The sequence below is a fragment of the Pseudomonas sp. SZ40 genome, from assembly GCF_052958135.1.
Genome location: NZ_JBQWIF010000007.1, coordinates 102,093 through 119,687, shown reverse-complemented (window position 1 = coordinate 119,687; position 17,595 = coordinate 102,093). Strand labels below are relative to the sequence as shown.

Genomic DNA, 17,595 nt, shown 5'->3' with positions numbered 1-17,595 from the left:
CAAGCTGCAAAACGGAGCGCTCCTACTCGAAGCGTGGCGCTTGCAGCTCGAGGCTGGTGTATTAGATGTCCAGCAGCAGACGAGCTGGGTCTTCCAGCAGGTTCTTGATGGTCACCAGGAAAGTCACGGCTTCTTTACCGTCGATCAGGCGGTGATCGTAAGACAGTGCCAGGTACATCATCGGGCGAATGACCACTTGGCCGTTCACCGCAACCGGGCGCTGGATGATGTTGTGCATGCCCAGAATCGCGGCCTGCGGCGGGTTGACGATCGGCGTCGACATCATCGAACCGAAAGTACCACCGTTGGTGATGGTGAAGGTGCCGCCAGTCATCTCTTCGATGGACAGCTTGCCGTCACGGGCTTTCTTGCCGTAGGCGGCGATGCCCGCTTCGATATCGGCCAGGCCCATCGACTCGGCGTTGCGCAGCACCGGTACGACCAGACCACGGTCGCTGGAAACGGCTACGCCGATATCCTGATAACCATGGTAAACGATGTCGTTGCCATCGATCGAAGCGTTGACCGCCGGCAGACGCTTCAGCGCTTCGGTGGCAGCCTTGACGAAGAAGGACATGAAGCCCAGGCGCGTGCCGTTGTGAGCTTTCTCGAACTGGTCCTTGTAGCGCGAGCGCAGCGCCATGATCTCGGACATGTCGACTTCGTTGAACGTGGTCAGCATGGCCATGTTCGACTGAGCTTCGACCAGACGACGAGCGACGGTGGCACGTACGCGGGTCATCGGCACGCGCTTCTCGGTGCGATCGCCAGCAGCAGCGACAACCGGAGCTGCAGCAGCGGCGGGCTTGGCAGCAGGAGCAGCAGCCGGAGCGTTTTTCTTGGCTTCGACAGCGGCAACCACGTCTTCCTTGGTCACACGGCCACCCTTGCCAGAACCGCTGATGCTGTTCGGATCGATGCCGTTTTCTTCAGCCAGCTTGCGCGCGGCAGGCGACAGGATCTGGTCGTCGCCAGCGGCTGCGGCAGCAGGGGCTGCGGCCTGAGCCGGGGCTGCAGCGGCTTGCGCCGGAGCGGCGGCCGGAGCAGCTGCGCCACCTTCGGTCAGTTTGCCCAGTACTTCGTTGCTCAGTACGGTGTCGCCTTCGTTCTTGACGATTTCAGCGATGACACCATCGGCCTCGGCCAGTACTTCGATCACTACCTTGTCGGTTTCGATGTCGACGATCAGCTCATCGCGCTTGACCGCTTCGCCCGGCTTCTTGTGCCAGGTCGCTACGGTGCCGTCGGCGACCGATTCGGGAAATGTAGGGGCTTTGATCTCGATAGCCATTGTGTTCTGTTCCTTAAATTCGGTTTGTTCGAGGAGGTAGCCCCCAATTGAGCTACCTCCTTCGCGATGGCATTAAACGGTGAAGGCATCCTGCAGCAGTTTTTCCTGCTGCTCGGCGTGCATCGAAGCGTAACCACAAGCAGGCGCAGCCGAGGCATCACGACCAGCATACTCGAGCACCAGCGCCTTCTTGTGCGCCGAAGCAGCACGACGCATATGGTGCTGGCTGCAATACCAGGCGCCCTGATTCATCGGTTCTTCCTGACACCAGACGATGTGCTTGAGGTTCTTGTACGGAGCGAGAACTTCGGCCAGGTCGTCTTCCGGGAACGGATAGAGCTGCTCGAGACGCACGATGGCGATATCTTCGCGGCCTTCGGCACGGCGCTTCTCCAGCAGGTCGTAGTAGACCTTGCCGCTGCACAGCACCAGACGCTCGACCTTTTTCGGATCGATTGCATCGATTTCCGGGATGACGGTCTGGAACGAGCCTTCGGCCAGATCTTCCAGCGTCGACACGGCCAGCTTGTGGCGCAGCAGCGACTTCGGCGTCAGCACCACCAGCGGCTTGCGCAGCGGACGGATGACCTGACGACGCAGCAGATGGTAGATCTGCGCCGGCGTGGTCGGAACGGCAACCTGGATGTTGTGCTCGGCGCACAGCTGCAGGTAACGCTCCAGACGTGCCGAGGAGTGCTCCGGCCCCTGCCCTTCATAACCGTGTGGCAGCAGCATGGTCAGACCGCACAGACGGCCCCACTTGGTTTCGCCACTGGAAATGAACTGGTCGAACACCACCTGAGCACCGTTGGCGAAATCGCCGAACTGAGCTTCCCAGATCACCAGCGCATTCGGCGTGGTGGTGGCGTAGCCGTATTCGAATGCCAGTACCGCTTCTTCCGACAGGAAGGAGTCGTACAGATCGAAACGCGGCTGACCTTCATACAGGTTCTGCAGCGGAAGGTAGGCACTGCCGTCCTTCTGGTTGTGCAGTTGCGCGTGGCGGTGCGAGAACGTGCCACGGCCCACGTCCTGACCGGTGATGCGGATCGGATGACCCTCGACGAGCAGGGTCGCGTAGGCCATGGTTTCCGCATAGCCCCAGTTCAGCGGCAAGCCGCCTGCGCCCATCTTCTGGCGATCTTCATAGATCTTGCCGACCTGACGCTGAACGACGAAGCCGTCCGGGGTTTCCAGCAGTTTGCCGGACAGGTCCTGCAGGGTTTTCAGATCGAAACGGGTGTCGTGACGCGCGGTCCAGGCATGACCCAGGTATGGACGCCAATCGACGAACAATTCCTTGTTCGGCTCCTTGACCAGGCTCTTGACCACGTGCTGACCGTTGTCCAGTGCCGTGCGGTACTCGTCGACCGGCGCTTGCACGGCCTCTGCCGACAGGCGACCTGCATTGGTCAGCGCTTCGGCATACAGCTCGCGGGTGGTGCGCTGCTTGGCGATCTGCTGATACATCAGCGGCTGGGTACCACTTGGCTCGTCGGCCTCGTTGTGACCACGACGGCGGTAGCAGACCAGGTCGATGACCACGTCACGCTTGTACTGCATGCGGTAGTCGACAGCCAATTGGGTGACGAACAACACGGCTTCCGGATCATCGCCATTCACATGGAAGATCGGCGCCTGGATCATCTTGGCAACGTCGGTGGAGTACTCGGTGGAGCGCGCATCGTCAGCACGGTTGGTGGTGAAGCCAACCTGGTTGTTGATCACGATGTGGATGGTGCCGCCCGTCTTGTAAGCACGGGTCTGCGACATCTGGAAGGTTTCCATGACCACGCCCTGACCGGCGAATGCCGCGTCACCGTGGAGGGAAATCGGCAGAACCTTGTCGCCCGCCACATCATTGCGACGATCCTGACGAGCGCGTACCGAACCTTCGACCACCGGGGAAACGATTTCCAGGTGAGACGGGTTGAACGCGAGCGCCAAGTGCACTTCGCCACCCTGCGTCATCACGTTCGAGGAGAAACCCTGGTGATATTTGACGTCACCGGAGCTCAGGCCCTCGACCTTCTTGCCTTCGAACTCGTCGAACAGGTCGCGCGGGTTCTTGCCGAAGGTGTTGACCAGAACGTTCAGACGGCCACGGTGGGCCATGCCGATGACGATTTCCTTGGTGCCATAGGAACCGCTGCGCTGGATGATTTCATCGAGCAACGGGATCAGGCTCTCGCCGCCTTCCAGACCGAAGCGCTTGGTGCCCGGGTATTTGGTACCCAGGTATTTTTCCAGACCTTCAGCGGCAGTCAGGCGCTCGAGCAGGTGGCTTTGTGCCTCTGCGGATATCTGAGGGCGGCCACGCACGCTTTCCAGACGCTGTTGGAACCAGCTGCGTTGCTCGGAATCGGTGATGTGGGTGAACTCGGAGCCGATGGTGCGACAATATGTCTGCTGCAAAGCATCGCGGATTTCCCGCAAAGTAGCTTCTTCTTTGCCGATTGCCAGACCACCCGTGCGGAAGGTGGTGTCCAGATCCGCGTCGGTAAGGCTGTAATGGCTGATCGACAGATCAGCAGGAACAGAACGCTGCCACAGCCCAAGCGGATCGAGCTGAGCCGCCTGGTGGCCACGCATGCGGAATGCCTGAATCAACCGCAACACTTCGACCTGCTTCTTCTCGTGTTCACTGCTCACGGTCCCGGCTGATGCCGGCTGAGCGCGACGCTGGTTTTTGGCCAGCAACACGAAATGATCACGAATCGTCGAGTGCGATACGTCATTGGCGGTACTGCCTTCGGACGGCAACTTATCGAAATAAGTGCGCCATTCTTCCGGCACGGCGTTGGGATCGTGCAGGTAGAGCTCATAGAGCTCTTCCACGTAGGCAGCGTTACCACCGGATAGGTGGGCACTGTCCCACATGCGCTGCATCACGCTTTCTTGCATGCTTGGTCACCCTCGGTAAGGGGACACCACCGGCGAGGACACCGACTGGCTTTCGAAGTCATGTAACAGCGACTTCGACAAAGCCACCAAGAATCCCGCAGATAGTCCGGGCACCAGCCCGGATGCCCCTGCTGGTCGTCATATTTTTCGTGTAAGGACATCGGCGGCTAGGCCGATGCCCTGGCTATACTGCTACACCGACATGAAGTCGGTGCGGCAGGCGTTGCGGGTCAAGCTAAAGAACTGTGAATCAGGTACCGCTCTGCAGCAGCATGTTGCGAACGTGACCGATTGCCTTGGTTGGGTTCAACCCTTTGGGGCATACGTTCACGCAGTTCATGATGCCGCGGCAGCGGAACACACTGAATGGATCATCCAAAGACGCCAATCGTTCCGCGGTCTTGGTATCACGGCTGTCAGCCAGGAAGCGATAGGCTTGCAACAGCGCGGCCGGGCCCAGGAATTTGTCCGGGTTCCACCAGAACGACGGGCAGCTGGTCGAACAGCAAGCGCACAGAATGCACTCGTACAGGCCGTCCAGCTTCTCGCGCTCTTCCGGCGTCTGCAGGCGCTCGATAGCGGGCGCCGGGGTATCGTTCTGCAGGAACGGCTGCACCTTCTCGTACTGCTTGTAGAAGATGCTCATATCGACGACCAGGTCACGAATGACCGGCAGCCCGGGCAGCGGGCGGATCACCAGCTTGTTGCCCTTGACCACGGTGGAGATCGGCGTGACGCAGGCCAGGCCGTTCTTGCCGCTGATGTTCATGCCGTCGGAACCGCAGACGCCTTCACGGCAGGAGCGACGGTAGGAGAAGCCTTCGTCCTGCTCCTTGATCAGGGCCAGCACGTCCAGCACCATCAGGTCCTTGCCGTCGATCTCGACGTCGAATTCCTGCATGAAGGGCGCTTTGTCCGCTTCCGGGTTGTAGCGATAAACGCTGACTTTCAAGCTTTTGCCAAGAGACATGGTAGCCACCCTTAATAAGTACGAACTTTGGGTTCAAACGCCGGGACCGTCTTCGGCGAGAAGTTGACGTCACGCTTGGTCACGCGCTTCTCACCCGGGAAGTACAGGCTGTGGCACAACCAGTTGGTATCGTCACGATCCTCGTAGTCTTCACGGGCGTGGGCGCCGCGGGACTCGGTACGGGTATCGGCTGCGATAGCAGTGGCTTCGGCGACTTCCAGCAGGTTCTGCAGCTCCAGCGCTTCGATGCGCGCCGTGTTGAAAGCCTGGCTCTTGTCGGAGATCTTGACGTTGGCGATGCGCTCGCGCAGATCGGCCAGCTGAGTGATGCCCTTCTTCATGTATTCGCCGGTACGGAATACGCCGAAGTAGTTCTGCATGCACTGTTGCAGCTCTTTGCGCAGCGGTGCGACGTCTTCGCCGGTGCTACGCTCGTTGACGCCGGACAGACGCTTGAGCGACTGCTCGATGTCGGTCTCGCTGGCGCCACGGACTTCCACGCCTTCTTTCAACGCTTTTTCCAGGTGCAGGCCAGCGGCGCGGCCGAATACCACCAGGTCGAGCAGCGAGTTGCCACCCAGACGGTTGGCACCGTGCACCGAGACGCAAGCCACTTCGCCCACGGCGAACAGACCGTCGATGATGCGATCGACGCCATTGGCGTCCTGGGTGATGGCCTGACCATGGATGTTGGTGGCAACGCCGCCCATCATGTAGTGGCAGGTCGGAATGACCGGAACAGGCGCGACGACCGGGTCGACGTGGGCGAATGTCTTCGACAGCTCGCAGATACCGGGCAGACGGCTGTGCAGCACTTCCTCACCGAGGTGATCGAGCTTCAGCAGTACGTGATCCTTGTCAGGGCCACAGCCGTTGCCGGCGATGACTTCCTTGACCATGGAGCGGGCCACTACGTCACGACCTGCAAGGTCCTTGGCGTTGGGCGCATAGCGCTCCATGAAACGCTCGCCGTGGGCGTTGATCAGGTAACCACCTTCACCGCGGCAGCCTTCGGTAACCAGTACACCGGCGCCGGCGATGCCGGTCGGGTGGAACTGCCACATTTCGATGTCCTGCACCGGCACGCCAGCACGCAGCGCCATGCCCACACCGTCACCGGTGTTGATCAGCGCGTTGGTGGTGGACGCGTAGATACGGCCAGCACCGCCAGTGGCCAGAACCACGGCCTTGGAACGGATGTAGACGGTTTCACCGGTTTCGATGCAGATGGCGATGACGCCAACGACGGCGCCGTCCTGGTTCTTGACCAGATCCACTGCGTACCACTCGTTGAGGAACGAGGTACCGGCTTTCAGGTTGGCCTGGTAAAGGGTGTGCAGCAACGCGTGACCGGTACGGTCGGCAGCGGCGCAAGTACGGGCCGCCTGAGTCGGGTTGTCCGGGCCTTTGGACTGGCCGCCGAACGGACGCTGATAGATGCGGCCCTGCTCGGTACGGGAGAACGGCAGGCCCATGTGCTCGAGCTCGAACACGGCTTCCGGACCAACGGAACACATGTATTCGATCGCGTCCTGGTCACCGATGTAGTCGGAGCCCTTGACGGTGTCGTACATATGCCAGCGCCAGTCGTCGTTCGGATCATTCGACGCGATGGCACAGGTGATGCCACCCTGAGCGGATACGGTGTGGGAACGGGTCGGGAAAACCTTGGTTACCACTGCGGTCTTGTGGCCGCCCTGCGCCAGCTGCAGCGCAGCGCGCATACCGGCACCGCCACCACCAACGATGATGGCGTCATAGGAAAGAGTACGGATGCTAGTCATGAATCAGAAACCCCAAAGAATCTGCACGCCCCAGACGAAGAACACGAACATGGCGATGCCACACGTGGCCTGGAACAGAAAACGCACAACGGTGGCCCACTTGCCCAGCGCGGTCTGCGTCAGGTAGTCGGTGGAGATCGTCCACATGCCGACCCAGGCGTGGATGCCCAGCGCGACGAGGGTCAGCAAGCTGAAGATGCGCATTGCGTTATTGGAGAACAGACCATGCCATTCGGCGTAGCCCATGCCTGGATTCAGGACGATGTAGCCCAGCAGAAACAGGACGTAAGCCGCGAGAACGACCGCAGAAACGCGTTGTGCCATCCAGTCATAGAGGCCCGAACGCGAGAAATTCGTGACATTAGTTACCATATCCACACCCCCAGCAGCACGATCAGGATCGCCGATACGACGAGTACGATTTTGGAACCCAGCTTGCCGCCTTCCAGCGTCTCACCGACTCCAGCATCCATGATCAAGTGGCGCACACCGGCCACCAGGTGGTACAGCAGAGCGGACAGAAGTCCCCAGATCACGAACTTGGCCAGCGGGCTGGTCAAGCATTCTTTCACCTGGGCGAAGCCCTCTTCCGATGACAGCGATTTGTCGAGCCCGAACAGCAGCACGGCAATGCCGAGGAAAAGGATCACGCCGGATATACGGTGAAGAATGGACGTGTAAGCAGTGACTGGGAGTTTTATCGTCCGAAGGTCTAAGTTTACAGGTCGTTGGCTATTCACGGCTTTATTATCACACTGAGAGCCCCAGCTATCAGGGCTGAGTTGTCGGGAAGCGCACTGGTCAGGTACCCATCACCCAAGAAGTGACAACTACCAGAATCCGGGCTGTAAGGCCCTTGGCAGTCGGGCGCAGAGTATAGACAGTTAGGTCGCTAATGACAACGCGGACACCTCGACCTTCTACCGATTGCGTCAAGCCCGAAAATGGCGTAAAAGGCCGCGCCCTTTTGTCGCAGGTAGCGCACTCAAACCCTTCTATTGCCTGGGTTTTCGCAAATTGACTTTCAGATTCATAACACTATAGTGATGCGGGCCCTGCGTGGGGGGCCGACTGATGATTCCAAGCATAACTAGGAGGCCAAACATGGCTGACAAAAAAGCGCAGTTGATCATCGAGGGCGCAGCCCCCGTCGAGCTGCCCGTTTTATCCGGCACCGTTGGCCCTGATGTGATCGACGTGCGAAGCCTGACCGCCACGGGCAATTTCACTTTCGACCCCGGTTTCATGTCGACCGCTTCCTGCGAGTCGAAGATCACCTACATTGATGGTGACAAGGGCATCCTGCTGCACCGCGGCTACCCGATCGAGCAACTTGCCGAGAAAGCCGACTACCTGGATACCTGCTACCTGCTGCTCAATGGTGAACTGCCAGACGAAGAGCAGAAAGCCGCCTTCGTCAGCACCATCAAGAACCACACCATGGTTCACGAACAGCTGAAGACCTTCTTCAACGGTTTCCGCCGTGACGCCCACCCGATGGCCGTCATGTGTGGCGTGGTTGGCGCCCTCTCCGCCTTCTATCACGACTCCCTGGACATCAAGAACCCGCAGCACCGCGATATTTCCGCGATGCGCCTGGTCGCCAAGATGCCGACCATCGCCGCCATGGTGTACAAGTACTCCAAGGGCGAACCGATGATGTACCCGCGCAACGACCTGAGCTACGCGGAAAACTTCCTGCACATGATGTTCAACACGCCGTGCGAGACCAAGCCGATCAGCCCGGTGCTGGCCAAGGCGATGGACCGGATCTTCATCCTCCACGCCGACCACGAGCAGAACGCCTCCACCTCCACCGTTCGCCTTGCCGGCTCCTCGGGTGCCAACCCGTTCGCCTGTATCGCGGCCGGTATCGCTGCGCTCTGGGGCCCGGCCCACGGTGGCGCCAACGAAGCGGTTCTGGCGATGCTGGACGAAATCGGTGACGTATCGAACATCGACAAGTTCATCGCCAAGGCCAAGGACAAGGACGATCCGTTCAAGCTCATGGGCTTCGGGCACCGCGTCTACAAGAACTTCGACCCACGCGCCCAGGTCATGAAGCAGACCTGCGATGAAGTACTGGCCGAGCTGGGCATCAATGACCCGCAGCTGGAACTGGCGATGAAGCTCGACGAAATCGCCCGTAACGATCCTTACTTCAAGGAACGTAACCTGTACCCGAACGTCGACTTCTACTCGGGCATCATCCTCAAGGCCATCGGCATTCCGACCAGCATGTTCACCGTGATCTTCGCTCTGGCGCGCACCGTCGGCTGGATCTCGCACTGGAAAGAAATGCTCTCCAGCCCGTACAAGATTGGCCGTCCACGCCAGCTGTACACCGGCCCGACCAAGCGCGATATCAAGTAATCCGCTCGAGCCGAGCAGGCTGTGACAAGAAAGCCCATATCTGCGGATATGGGCTTTTTCATTTCTGTTCCCAAGCACTCAGGCCTTATCATGGCGCCCTGTTTCCGCAACCGGGCCGCTCATGAAATTCGCCATTGCCCTGTTTTCGCCACCTACGGCTCCCTCCTCCCGCCGCGCCCTGCGTTTCGCCGAAGCGGCACTGCAAGGCGGCCACGAGATCGTGCGCCTGTTCTTCTACGCCGAGGGCGTGCACAGCGCCTCGGGTAACGTCGTCAGTCCTCAGGATGAAATCGATGTCGCTCGCCAGTGGCGTGCGTTCATCGCCGAGCGGCAACTCGACGGCGTGGTGTGCATCGCCGCCGCCCTGCGCCGTGGCGTGCTCGACGAGCAGGAGGCGCGCCGCTACGAACGCCAGGCCGCCAATCTGCCAGCGCCTTGGGTGCTCTCCGGCCTTGGCCAGCTGCATGAGGCAGCGCAACAGGCCGACCGACTGATCTGCTTCGGAGGCGACTGACATGAACCGCTCATTGCTGATCATCAGCCGCAAGGCGCCCTGGCAGGGCCCCGGCGCCCGTGAAGCGCTGGATATCGCCCTGGCTGGTGGTGCCTTCGATCTGCCCATCGGCCTGCTGTTTCTCGATGATGGCGTGCTGCAGCTGGCTCACCGGCAGCAGTCCCAGGCCCTGCAGCAGAAGGACCTGACCGCCAACCTGCAGGCCCTGCCGATGTTCGGTGTCGAAGCGCTGTACGCTTGCAGTCACAGCCTGCAACAACGTGGCCTGCGTGAAACCTCGCTGGAGGTCGAACGCCTGGACAGCGCCGGACTGCGTGACCTCATCGACCGATACGACCAAGTGATCACCCTCTGATGACGACCCTGCACGTACTATCCAGTTCTCCCTACAGCGATGACCGCCTGGGCAGTTGCCTGCGCCTGCTGGGCAACGGCGACGGCCTGCTGCTCTGTGGCGATGCCACCTATGCCAGCCAGCCCGGCACGCTGCACGCGCAGTCGCTGAGCGCCCTGGGCGCGGGGATTGCCCTGTTCGCCCTGCAAGAAGACATCCAGGCCCGCGGCCTGCAGCCTGCCGATGACCTGCAGCAAATCGACTATCCAGGCTTCGTTGCCCTCGCCGCGCGCTTCGACAAGGTCAATAGCTGGCTATGAGCGCCCTGATCGTCAATGACCGCGCCATCGAACTGGACAAGGATGGCTATCTGCTCGATCTTCAGGACTGGTCCAGCGACGTGGCCGCCGCCCTGGCCGAGCGTGAAGCCCTGCCACTGAGCGACGAGCACTGGGAAATTCTCGTGCTGCTGCGCGCCTTCCACGCTGAATTCCAGCTGTCGCCGGCCAATCGCCCGCTGATCAAGTACGTTGCCCTCAAACTGGGCCCGGACAAAGGCAACAGCCTGCACCTCAATCGCCTGTTCAATGGCACTCCTGCCAAACTCGCCGCCAAGCTGGCGGGCCTGCCCAAGCCCACGAATTGCCTATGAACCTGATTACCCCAGCCGAACACCCTTTCGCCCTCTTCGTGCGCATTCTCGGCAAGGGCAAGCGCGGCGCGCGCAACCTGACCCGCGAAGAAGCCCGCGAGGCCATGGGCATGATTCTCGACGACCAGGTCGAAGACACCCAGCTTGGCGCCTTTCTCATGCTTCTGCGCCACAAGGAGGAAAGTGCCGAGGAGATGGCCGGTTTCACCGAAGCGGTACGTGCGCGCCTGCCTGCACCGGCTATCGCCGTCGACTTCGACTGGCCCACCTACGCGGGCAAGAAACGCCACCTGCCCTGGTTCCTGCTGGCCGCCAAGGCCCTGGCCAACAGCGGCCTGCGCATCTTCATGCACGGCGGCGGCGCGCACACCGCCGGGCGCCTGTACAGCGAGCAACTGCTCGGCGAGCTGGCCATACCGCTGTGCAAGGACTGGAACCAGGTCGCGCGAAGTCTGGACGAGCAGAACCTGGCGTTCATGCCTCTCGGCAATTGGATGCCGGCACTGCAGCGCATGATCGACCTGCGCAACGTGCTCGGCCTGCGCTCGCCTATCCACTCCCTGGCTCGCATTCTCAATCCACTGGCGGCACGCTGCGGTCTGCAGAGCATCTTCCATCCGGGCTATCAGGCGGTGCACCGTGAGGCCAGCCAATTGCTGGGTGATCGCGCCATCGTGGTCAAGGGCGATGGCGGCGAAATCGAGCTCAACCCGGACGCCATCTGCCACCTGTACGGCACCGAGGGCGGGGTCAACTGGGACGAGGACTGGCCGATGCTTTCCGAGCGCCGGCATGTCAAACCCGAGCGCCTGGACCCGGCCCATCTGCAAGCAGTCTGGCGCGGCGACGCTGAAGACGCCTACGGCCAACTGGCGATCATCGCCACCATGGCCCTGGCCCTACGTGGGCTGGGCCTGCAGCGCGAGGCGGCCTTCGCGGAGGCGGAAGAACGCTGGCAAGCGCGCCACCTATCGAGCCAGCCGATTCGTTGAACCCGGTTTTTACGGCCTGTGTCCATAGCTGACTGGGTAGACTCCAGGCATCGAACGACACGGGAGTAAACGACATGGGCTTGCTGATCGAAGGCCAATGGCACGACCAATGGTACGACACCGGTGCCGGTGGCCGCTTCAAGCGCGAGAACGCTCAGCGGCGCAACTGGATCACCGCCGACGGCGCGCCCGGCCCCACGGGCGAAGGTGGCTTCGCGGCAGAAGCCGGCCGCTACCACCTGTATGTGTCGCTGGCCTGCCCATGGGCCCATCGCACCCTGATTCTGCGTACCCTCAAGGGCCTCGACGCGCTGATCGAGGTGTCGGTGGTGAGCTGGCTGATGCGCGAGAATGGCTGGACCTTCGACCCCGAGCACGGCTCCAGCGGTGACGCTCTGGATGATTTCGCCTTTCTGCATCAACGCTATACCCGGGACGACCCCGAGTACACCGGGCGGGTCACCGTGCCGCTGTTGTGGGACAAACAGCAGCGACGCATCGTCAGCAACGAGTCGGCGGAGATCATCCGCATGTTCAACTCGGCATTCGATGGGCTGACCGGCAACCATCTGGACTTCTACCCGCAAGCCTTGCGCGCCGATATAGACGCGCTCAATGCGCGCATCTACCCGAGCGTCAACAACGGCGTTTACCTTGCCGGTTTCGCCACCACCCAGGCGGCATACGAAGAAGCCTTCGACGAGCTGTTCCGCGAGTTGTCGGTGCTGGAGACCCGTCTTGGGCAGTCCCGCTACCTGACGGGCGAGCACCTGACCGAGGCCGACTGGCGGCTGTTCACCACCCTGGTGCGTTTCGATGCCGTGTACCACGGCCACTTCAAGTGCAACCTGCGGCGTATCGTCGACTACCCGAACCTCAGCAACTGGCTGCGCGAGCTGTACCAGTGGCCAGGCGTGGCGGCGACCGTGGACATGCGGCACATCCAGCACCATTACTACGCGAGCCACCAGACCATCAACCCCACCGGTGTCGTACCCAAGGGGCCGGCGCTGGACTTCGACGCGCCGCACGATCGAGCGCGCCTGCCGGGCAAGGGCGTATATCGCCACAGGTAATGGTCCAGTAGCCCGGGTCGAGCGCAGCGACAACCGGGATCGACTCACCTGGGGTTCCGGGTTACGCCTGCGGCCAACCCGGGCTACGGATCACGCTTACTCGCCGTCTTCTTCGCGCAACTGCTGATCCCAGCCACCGCCCAGCGCATCGATCAGCTGAACGCTGGCGGTCAGGCGGCTGCCGAGCAGCGTCAGGCTGTTGCGCTCGTTGCTCAGCGCCGTGGCCTGCACGTTGACCACGCTGTTGTAGTCCACGGTGCCGGCGCGATACTGGTTTTCGATCAGGCGCAGGGATTCGCGTGCGGCATCCAGCGCTTGCGACTGCACCTCGGCCTCGCGGCCCAGTACACGCTGCTGCACCAGGTAATCCTCGACCTCGCGGAAGCTGTCGAGCACTGCTTGGCGATATTGCGCGACGGTCTGGTCGTAAGCGGCCTCGACCCGCTCACTCTCGGCGCTGCGCCGGCCGCCGTCGAACAGCGTCAGGGCCAGCTGCGGCCCCACCGACCAGAAACGATTGGGCAGGTTGACCCAGTCGGCAAAGCTGCTGCCACGGTAACCACCGCTTGCGGACAGCGTGAGGTCCGGGAACCAGGCGGCCTTGGCCACGCCAATCTCGGCATTCGCGGCGATCACCCGTCGTTCGGCGGCGGCCACGTCAGGCCGACGCTCGAGCATCTGCGACGGCACGCTCGCCGGCACCTGCGGCAAGGTGGGCAGGCTTTCGCGACGGGCGATGCTCACCTCACTGGGCGGCACGCCGATCAGCACGGCAATGGCATGCTCGAGCTGCGCGCGCTGCCATTGCAGGTCGATGGCCTGGGCCTCGGTGCTGCGCAGTTGGGTCAGCGCCTGGGCGACGTCGGAGCGCGGCACGATGCCGGCGCGGTACTGGTTTTCGGTGAGACGCAGCGAACGCTGGTAGGCCGCCACCGTGGCGTCCAGCAAGCGTTGCTGCTCATCCAGTACACGCAATTGCAGGTAGCTCTGCACCAGCTCGGATTGCAGGCTCAGGCGCATCGCAGCGAGGTCCGCGGCGCTGGCTTCGAACGCCGCACGATTGGATTCCAGGCCCCGACGCAGTTTGCCCCACACATCCAGCTCCCAGCTGGCATTGAGGCTCAGGTCGTAGTTTTTCGAGATGCTCGCCGAGTTGGAGCCGCCGATGGCAATGCCGTCGGAGGTACGCAGCGTACTGTCGCCACCGCCCTGCCCGGCACGGGTCATGCCGGCACTGGTCGACAGGGTCGGGAAGAATGCCGCGCGGCCGCTGCGCAGCAACGCGCGGGCCTGGCGATACTGGGCTTCGGAAGCGGCCAGGTTCTGGTTGGAGACGTTCAGGCGCCCGACCAGTGCGTTGAGTTCGCCATCACCATACAGTTCCCACCAGGTGCCGCGCTCCAGCGCGTCGGCGGGCACCGCGGCCTTCCAGCCTTCGGCCTGCTTGAACTGCGCCGGCGTGTTGATTTCCGGGCGCTGATAATCCGGGCCGATAGCGCAGCCGGCCAGGGCGACGCTAAGCGCCAACAGGCTTAGGGTACGGCGGGTTGCATGAGTCATAGAGGCGTTTCCAAAGCGGCATCGGTACGCACGCCACGCCAGCGGTTGACCCGGTGGCGCAGGCGATCGAGATAGAGATAGACCACCGGAGTGGTGTAAAGCGTGAGGATCTGGCTGAGGATCAGGCCACCGACGATGGTGATGCCCAGCGGCTGGCGCATTTCCGAGCCCTCGGCGCTGCCGAGCATCAGCGGCAAGGCGCCGAGCAACGCCGCCAGGGTGGTCATCATGATCGGTCGGAAACGCAGCAGGCACGCACGGCGGATCGAGTCGGCCGGGCTCAGGTGCTCGTTACGCTCAAGCTGCAGCGCCAGGTCGACCATCAGAATGGCGTTCTTCTTCACCACGCCGATCAGCAGGAACAGCCCCAGCAGCGAAATCAGGCTGAATTCGGTATTGAGCAGTTGCAGAGCGAGCAAGGCACCCACGCCCGCCGACGGCAACGTCGAGAGGATGGTCAGCGGGTGCACGTAACTCTCGTAGAGGATACCGAGCACGATGTACACCACGACCAGTGACATCAGGATCATCCAGGGCTGATTCTTCTGCGTCTGCTGGAAAGCGCCACCGGTGCCGCCCAGCACACCCTGCACCTCGCTGGGCAGGCTGATGAGTGCCACGGCACGATCGATGGCGGTGGTTGCCTGGTCGAGGCTGACCCCCTCCGCCAGGGAGAAGCCGATGTTTTCCACCGCGAACTGGCCCTGATGGCTGACGCGGTCGTCTTCGAGGCTGCGTTCCCAGTGCGCGATGGCCGACAGTGGCACTCGCGCGCCGTCCGCGGTGATCAGCTGGATCTGCGCCAGGGCCTCGGGGCTCTGGGCATAGCGTGGGTTGATCTCCATGACCACGCTGTACTGGTTGAGGCTGTCGTAGATGGTGGAGATCTGCCGCTGGCTGAACGCGTTGTTGAGCACGCCGGTCACCAGACTCATGTCGATGCCCAGGCGTTTGGCCTCGTCACGGTCGACCACCAGACGGATCTGCGGCGCCCCCCCGTCTTCGCTGGCATCGATGTCGGTCAGTTCCGGCAGGGCTCGCAGTGCCTCGCGCACCTTCGGCAACCACTCGCGCAGCGCATCGAGATCGCCGGACATCAGCATGTACTCGTTCTCGGAACTACGCCCCTGGCGCCCGCCGACCTGCAAATCCTGGTCGGGCATGAGGAACATGCGCCCACCCGGAATCTTCGGCGCATTCTTGCGCAAACGATCGATCACCTGCTGGGCGGACAGGTCGCGTTCGTTCATGGGTTTGAGGCGCACGATCATGATCGCGTTGTTGATACCACTGCTGCCGCCGATGAAACCCGCCACGCTCTCAACGGCCGGGTCCGCCAGGATCGAGCGACGATAGGCTTCCATCTTCGGCTGCATGACCTGGAACGACAGGCCGTTGTCGCCCCGAATGAAGCCCATCAACTGGCCGGTATCCTGTTGCGGCATGAAGGTCTTGGGAACGATGACGAACAGGAAGACATTCAGCGCGATGGTCGCGAACAGGCTGATCAGCATCAGCAGGGAATGACGCAACGCCCAGTCCAGGCTGCGCTCGTAGCCGCGCATTATGCGCGCCCCCAAGGCCTGCAGGCGCCCTGCCCGGTGCCCCTGCCGCTCGGGCTCTGGCTTCAGCCAGCGCGCGCAGAGCATCGGCGTGAGGGTCAGCGACACCAGCAGGGAAATGACGATGGCCACCGCCAGGGTAATGGAGAACTCGCGAAACAGCCGCTCGACCAGCCCGCCCATGAACAGGATCGACAGGAATACCGCCACCAGCGAGACGTTCATCGACAACAGCGTGAAACCCACCTCGCGAGATCCCTTGAAGGCCGCGGCCATGGGGGTTTCACCCGCTTCGATGTGCCGGGAAATGTTCTCCAGCACGACGATGGCATCGTCCACCACCAGGCCGGTGGCGATGATCAGCGCCATCAGCGACAGGTTGTTCAGCGAGAACCCCAGCAGGTACATCGCCGCGAACGAGCCGACCAGCGAGACCGGCACTGCCAGCGCGGGAATCAGCGCCGACCGCCAGCGCCCGAGAAAGGCGAAGACCACCAGAATGACCAGCGCCACAGCGATCAGCAGGGTGTGTTCGGCTTCCTTGAGGGTGGCACGGATCACCGGCGAGCGATCCATCGCCACTTCCAGGTTGGCGCTGGCTGGAATCACCCCCCGCAATTCAGGCAGCAGGGCACGGATACCGGCGACCGTTTCGATGATGTTCGCCCCGCTCTGCCGGTTCACCACCACCAGAACGGCCTGTTTATCGTTGTAGAAGCCGCTGTTGTAACGGTCCTGTACGCCATCGGTGACCTGGGCGACATCACCCAGACGGATCGCCGCACCGTCTTGGTAGCGGATGATCATCGGCTCGTAGTCGGCGGCGCGCTCCAATTGGTCATTGGCCTGCACCTGCCAGTGGCGCAGCTCGTCCTCCACGGCACCCTTGGGTCGCTTGGCATTGCCGGCAGCGATGGTGGCACGCACGTCGTCCAGCGCCACACCGTACTGATCCAGCAGGCGTGGCTCCAGCGCCACCCGCACGGCAGGCAGCGAGCTGCCGCCGATCTGCACCTCACCGACACCGCTGATCTGCGACAGCTTCTGGCCGACGATGGTCGAGGCGACGTCGTACAGCTGGCCCTTGTCGAGCACCGTGGAGGTCAGCGACAACACCATGATCGGTGCCTGGGAGGGATTGATCTTGCGGTAGGTGGGCATGCTGCGCATGCCGCTGGGCAGCAGCTCCCGTGAGGCATTGATGGCGGCCTGCACTTCCCGCGCCGCGGCGTTGATATCGCGATCCAGATCGAACTCGATCATGATTCGCGTACTGCCCTGGCTGCTGTTGCTGTTCATCTGGCTGACGCCGGCGATGGCGCCCAGCGAGCGCTCCAGTGGTGTGGCCACCGTGGCCGCCATCACCTGGGGGCTGGCACCGGGCAGGCTGGCCTGCACGGTGATCACCGGAAAGTCCATGTTCGGCAGCGGCGCCACCGGCAGCAGGCCGAAGCTGACACCGCCCAGCAGCATGATGGCCAGGCTCAGCAGCAGGGTCGCTACCGGCCGCCGAATGAAGGGTGCGGACAGATTCATAGCGGCCAGCCACTTGCTTCAAGCGGCCAGTGAGCAGCAAAAGCCAG

Annotated in this window: 15 protein-coding genes; 7 read left to right on the top strand and 8 right to left on the bottom strand. The window is 62.2% G+C overall.

Going from position 1 to position 17,595, the window contains the following annotated elements:
• Positions 1-61 precede the first annotated feature (61 nt).
• The 6 genes from odhB to sdhC form a co-directional block, all read right to left on the bottom strand.
• Complete coding sequence (gene odhB / locus ACT9T4_RS08430; protein ID WP_042553715.1) at positions 62-1,291, bottom strand: 2-oxoglutarate dehydrogenase complex dihydrolipoyllysine-residue succinyltransferase; 1,230 nt, start codon at positions 1,289-1,291, stop codon at positions 62-64.
• A gap of 72 nt (positions 1,292-1,363) precedes the next feature.
• Positions 1,364-4,195, bottom strand: a complete 2,832-nt coding sequence (locus ACT9T4_RS08425) for a 2-oxoglutarate dehydrogenase E1 component (protein WP_042553716.1) — start codon at positions 4,193-4,195, stop codon at positions 1,364-1,366.
• A 250-nt stretch (positions 4,196-4,445) separates the two neighbouring features.
• Entirely contained in the window at positions 4,446-5,165 is a 720-nt protein-coding gene (locus ACT9T4_RS08420) for a succinate dehydrogenase iron-sulfur subunit (RefSeq protein ID WP_042553717.1), read from the bottom strand.
• An 11-nt stretch (positions 5,166-5,176) separates the two neighbouring features.
• Complete coding sequence (gene sdhA, locus ACT9T4_RS08415; RefSeq protein WP_042553718.1) at positions 5,177-6,949, bottom strand: succinate dehydrogenase flavoprotein subunit; 1,773 nt, start codon at positions 6,947-6,949, stop codon at positions 5,177-5,179.
• Positions 6,950-6,952: 3 nt separating this feature from the next.
• The gene (gene sdhD, locus ACT9T4_RS08410) at positions 6,953-7,321 is read right to left on the bottom strand and encodes a succinate dehydrogenase, hydrophobic membrane anchor protein (protein WP_042553719.1); all 369 of its coding nucleotides are present in this window, start codon (positions 7,319-7,321) and stop codon (positions 6,953-6,955) included.
• Positions 7,315-7,689, bottom strand: a complete 375-nt coding sequence (gene sdhC / locus ACT9T4_RS08405; protein ID WP_042553720.1) for a succinate dehydrogenase, cytochrome b556 subunit — start codon at positions 7,687-7,689, stop codon at positions 7,315-7,317. The genes sdhD and sdhC overlap by 7 nt, the downstream gene beginning before the upstream one ends.
• A 364-nt stretch (positions 7,690-8,053) precedes the next feature.
• Here sdhC and gltA point away from each other — a divergent pair, with 364 nt between their 5' ends.
• The 7 genes from gltA to ACT9T4_RS08370 all read left to right on the top strand — a co-directional run bounded on the left by gltA (position 8,054) and on the right by ACT9T4_RS08370 (position 12,890).
• On the top strand, positions 8,054-9,322 hold the full coding sequence (gene gltA, locus ACT9T4_RS08400; protein WP_042553721.1) for a citrate synthase: 1,269 nt from the start codon (positions 8,054-8,056) through the stop codon (positions 9,320-9,322).
• Between the two features lie 121 nt (positions 9,323-9,443).
• Positions 9,444-9,836: a sulfurtransferase complex subunit TusD gene (gene tusD / locus ACT9T4_RS08395; protein ID WP_042553722.1), complete on the top strand. Its 393-nt coding sequence runs from the start codon at positions 9,444-9,446 to the stop codon at positions 9,834-9,836.
• A 1-nt stretch (position 9,837) separates the two neighbouring features.
• Positions 9,838-10,191 (top strand): sulfurtransferase complex subunit TusC, encoded by a 354-nt coding sequence (gene tusC / locus ACT9T4_RS08390; protein WP_042553723.1) that lies wholly within the window; start codon positions 9,838-9,840, stop codon positions 10,189-10,191.
• A complete protein-coding gene (gene tusB / locus ACT9T4_RS08385; RefSeq protein ID WP_042553724.1) occupies positions 10,191-10,490 on the top strand; it encodes a sulfurtransferase complex subunit TusB in 300 nt (99 codons plus the stop codon). Before tusC ends, tusB begins: the two co-directional genes overlap by 1 nt.
• Positions 10,487-10,822, top strand: a complete 336-nt coding sequence (locus ACT9T4_RS08380; RefSeq protein ID WP_179538064.1) for a TusE/DsrC/DsvC family sulfur relay protein — start codon at positions 10,487-10,489, stop codon at positions 10,820-10,822. The genes tusB and ACT9T4_RS08380 overlap by 4 nt, the downstream gene beginning before the upstream one ends.
• Positions 10,819-11,814 (top strand): glycosyl transferase family protein, encoded by a 996-nt coding sequence (locus tag ACT9T4_RS08375; RefSeq protein ID WP_499116438.1) that lies wholly within the window; start codon positions 10,819-10,821, stop codon positions 11,812-11,814. Before ACT9T4_RS08380 ends, ACT9T4_RS08375 begins: the two co-directional genes overlap by 4 nt.
• 74 nt (positions 11,815-11,888) lie before the next feature.
• Complete coding sequence (locus ACT9T4_RS08370; protein ID WP_499116436.1) at positions 11,889-12,890, top strand: glutathione S-transferase family protein; 1,002 nt, start codon at positions 11,889-11,891, stop codon at positions 12,888-12,890.
• A 96-nt stretch (positions 12,891-12,986) separates the two neighbouring features.
• On the opposite strand, the gene ACT9T4_RS08365 is transcribed toward ACT9T4_RS08370, so the two are convergent.
• Both ACT9T4_RS08365 and ACT9T4_RS08360 read right to left on the bottom strand, forming a co-directional pair.
• On the bottom strand, positions 12,987-14,450 hold the full coding sequence (locus ACT9T4_RS08365) for an efflux transporter outer membrane subunit (RefSeq protein ID WP_499116434.1): 1,464 nt from the start codon (positions 14,448-14,450) through the stop codon (positions 12,987-12,989).
• Positions 14,447-17,548, bottom strand: coding sequence for an efflux RND transporter permease subunit (locus ACT9T4_RS08360; RefSeq protein WP_499116432.1), 3,102 nt, complete (start codon positions 17,546-17,548; stop codon positions 14,447-14,449). The genes ACT9T4_RS08365 and ACT9T4_RS08360 overlap by 4 nt, the downstream gene beginning before the upstream one ends.
• Between the last annotated feature and the right edge of the window lie 47 nt (positions 17,549-17,595).

Excerpts from the sequence above, each read along its gene's own strand:
- ACT9T4_RS08360 (WP_499116432.1), bottom strand. The coding sequence starts at position 17,548 with ATGAATCTGTCCGCACCCTTCATTCGGCGGCCGGTAGCGACCCTGCTG.
- ACT9T4_RS08380 (WP_179538064.1), top strand. The coding sequence starts at position 10,487 with ATGAGCGCCCTGATCGTCAATGACCGCGCCATCGAACTGGACAAGGAT.
- sdhA (WP_042553718.1), bottom strand. The coding sequence starts at position 6,949 with ATGACTAGCATCCGTACTCTTTCCTATGACGCCATCATCGTTGGTGGT.
- odhB (WP_042553715.1), bottom strand. The coding sequence starts at position 1,291 with ATGGCTATCGAGATCAAAGCCCCTACATTTCCCGAATCGGTCGCCGAC.
- ACT9T4_RS08370 (WP_499116436.1), top strand. The coding sequence starts at position 11,889 with ATGGGCTTGCTGATCGAAGGCCAATGGCACGACCAATGGTACGACACC.
- ACT9T4_RS08365 (WP_499116434.1), bottom strand. The coding sequence starts at position 14,450 with ATGACTCATGCAACCCGCCGTACCCTAAGCCTGTTGGCGCTTAGCGTC.
- tusB (WP_042553724.1), top strand. The coding sequence starts at position 10,191 with ATGACGACCCTGCACGTACTATCCAGTTCTCCCTACAGCGATGACCGC.
- sdhD (WP_042553719.1), bottom strand. The coding sequence starts at position 7,321 with ATGGTAACTAATGTCACGAATTTCTCGCGTTCGGGCCTCTATGACTGG.
- tusD (WP_042553722.1), top strand. The coding sequence starts at position 9,444 with ATGAAATTCGCCATTGCCCTGTTTTCGCCACCTACGGCTCCCTCCTCC.
- ACT9T4_RS08425 (WP_042553716.1), bottom strand. The coding sequence starts at position 4,195 with ATGCAAGAAAGCGTGATGCAGCGCATGTGGGACAGTGCCCACCTATCC.
- ACT9T4_RS08375 (WP_499116438.1), top strand. The coding sequence starts at position 10,819 with ATGAACCTGATTACCCCAGCCGAACACCCTTTCGCCCTCTTCGTGCGC.
- ACT9T4_RS08420 (WP_042553717.1), bottom strand. The coding sequence starts at position 5,165 with ATGTCTCTTGGCAAAAGCTTGAAAGTCAGCGTTTATCGCTACAACCCG.
- tusC (WP_042553723.1), top strand. The coding sequence starts at position 9,838 with ATGAACCGCTCATTGCTGATCATCAGCCGCAAGGCGCCCTGGCAGGGC.
- gltA (WP_042553721.1), top strand. The coding sequence starts at position 8,054 with ATGGCTGACAAAAAAGCGCAGTTGATCATCGAGGGCGCAGCCCCCGTC.